This window comes from uncultured Georgenia sp. (genome assembly GCF_937958535.1).
GTDB lineage: Bacteria > Actinomycetota > Actinomycetes > Actinomycetales > Actinomycetaceae > Oceanitalea.
The window spans coordinates 1-2,156 of the sequence record NZ_CALGNQ010000163.1; the positions used below are offsets into that span (position 1 = coordinate 1).

Below are 2,156 nucleotides of genomic sequence, written 5' to 3' on the forward strand. Positions count from 1 at the left end.
GCCGCCGGCGTCCAGGACGGCGGTGAACTCCTCCCCCGCCCCGGCGAGCACGGCACCGAGCACCCCGGTGAGGACGTCCCCGGTGCCCGCGGTCGCCAGCCACGGGGTGCCGTCCGCCTGGGCGAAGGTCGTCCCGCCGGGCGCGGCGACGACCGTCGTCGCCCCCTTGAGCAGGACGACGGCGCCGGTGAGCACGGCGGCCCGACGCGCGGTGGGGAGCGGGGCCGCCTCGACGTCGGCGCGGGTCGTCCCCTGCCCCCGGTCGGTGAGCAGCCGCGCCAGCTCCCCGGCGTGCGGGGTGAGGACGAGGTTCGGGGCGAGCCGCGGGGGCGCCAGGGCGAGGGAGCCGGCGTCGAGCACTGCCGGTAGCCCGTCCGCGAGCGCCCGGCTGACGGCGTCGCGGACCTCCTCGGCACGTTCGCCGTCCGCCGGGTCCACCCCGCTGCCCACCGCCCAGGCCTGCACCCGTCCGGTCCCGAGGACCACCTCGGGGAAGCGCTGGTGGACGAGCCGGGAGATGGCGTCGGGGCCGAGGTAGCGCACCATGCCGAGCCCGGTGTGCAGGGCACCGGCGGACGCGAGGACGGCCGCGCCGGGGTAGGTGGTCGACCCGGCCACCAGCCCGAGCACACCGCGGGTGTACTTGTGGTCGCTGGGCTCCGGGAAGGACAGGAGGTCGGCGACGTCGGCCGGGGTGAGGCGCTGCACCGCGGGTGCGGGCAGGCCCGGCCACAGCCCGATGTCGACGACGACGAGCCGGCCGGCGAGGGCCGCGGCGGGCCGGACGAGCAGCCCGGGCTTGGCGGCGCCCATGGTGACGGTGACGTCGGCGGGCAGGACCGGCCCCGGCAGCGTCCCGTCGTCGACACCGATGCCCGAGGGGACGTCGACGGCGACGACGGTGGGCTCGTCGGGCATCGCCGTGCGGTGTGCGACGAGGGCGGTGACGATGCCCGCGAGCGGCTCCCGCAGGCCCCCCGTGGCGCCGATGCCGGTGAGCCCGTCGACCCAGACCCCCGCCCGGGCGGCGAGCTCGGCGAGGAGGTCCCAGTGCGGCCCGGTGTCGCCGAGGAGGGGCCGGGCCCGCACGCCGGCGGCGGTGGCTGCGGCCAGGCCGCGCTCGTGGGGTCGGTCGGTGCACAGCGCGGCGGTGACCTGCAGCCCGCGGCGGGCGAGGTAGGCCCCGGCGTAGAGGGCGTCACCGCCGTTGTTCCCCCCGCCGACGAGGAGGAGGACGGTGCTGCCGCTGCGGCGGGCGCCGAGCCGGCGCAGCTCGTCCAACACGGTGGTGGCCACGGCGAAGGCCGCCTGCTTCATCAGCTCGTCGGGTGCGGTGGCCGCGAGCAGCGGCGCCTCGGCTGCCCGGATCGTCTCGACCTCGTAGGCACGCTCCATGTCGCCGACCCTACCGAGCGGTCCCGGGCGGGTCAGGTCTCGGCGACGACCATGGCGGAGGCGATGCCGGCGTCGTGGGAGATGGACACGTGCCAGGTCCGCACGCCGAGCTCGGCGGCGCGGGCGGCGACGGTGTCCCGCAGGTGGACGACCGGGGCGCCGCCCGGTACCCGCTCCACGGTGCAGTCCTGCCAGGACATCCCGCCGGGTGCGCCGAGCGCCTTGGCGATCGCCTCCTTGGCCGCGAACCGTGCGGCCAGCGAGGCGGGCGGGAGCTCGCGCTCCTCGGGGGTGAAGAGCTTCTCCCGCAGCCGCGGGGTGCGCTCCAGCGTGGCCATGAACCGGTCGACGTCGACGACGTCGATCCCGACCCCGATGATCACGCCCGGCTCACTCGACGGTCACCGACTTGGCCAGGTTGCGCGGCTGGTCGACGTCGTACCCCTTGGCCTTGGCCAGCTCGCAGGCGAAGATCTGCAGCGGCACGACCGACACCAGCGGCGTCATGAGCGTGGGCGTGGCCGGGTAGCGGAAGACGACATCGGCGTAGGGGGTGACGTCCTCGTCGCCGTCCTCGGCGATGACCAGGGTGCGCGCACCGCGGGCCCGCACCTCCTGGATGTTGGAGATGACCTTGGCGTGCAGGGTGGGCCGGCGCGGGGTGGGGACGACGACGAACACCGGCTGTCCCTCGTCGATGAGCGCGATCGGGCCGTGCTTGAGCTCCCCGGCGGCGAAGCCCTCGGCGTGGATGTAGGCCA

The 2,156-nt window shown here is 76.3% G+C and carries 3 protein-coding genes; all 3 read right to left on the reverse strand.

All coding sequences use genetic code 11. The features are described 5' to 3' along the window. Positions 1 to 1,395: bifunctional ADP-dependent NAD(P)H-hydrate dehydratase/NAD(P)H-hydrate epimerase (locus tag Q0195_RS08845; RefSeq protein WP_299277243.1), on the reverse strand; the 1,395-nt coding region annotated here is incomplete at its 3' end. A 32-nt stretch (positions 1,396 to 1,427) separates the two neighbouring features. Further along, entirely contained in the window at positions 1,428 to 1,778 is a 351-nt protein-coding gene (locus Q0195_RS08850) for a holo-ACP synthase (RefSeq protein ID WP_299277246.1), read from the reverse strand. A gap of 7 nt (positions 1,779 to 1,785) precedes the next feature. Beyond that, on the reverse strand, positions 1,786 to 2,156 hold a 371-nt coding region (locus Q0195_RS08855; RefSeq protein ID WP_299277248.1), incomplete at its 5' end, for an SIS domain-containing protein.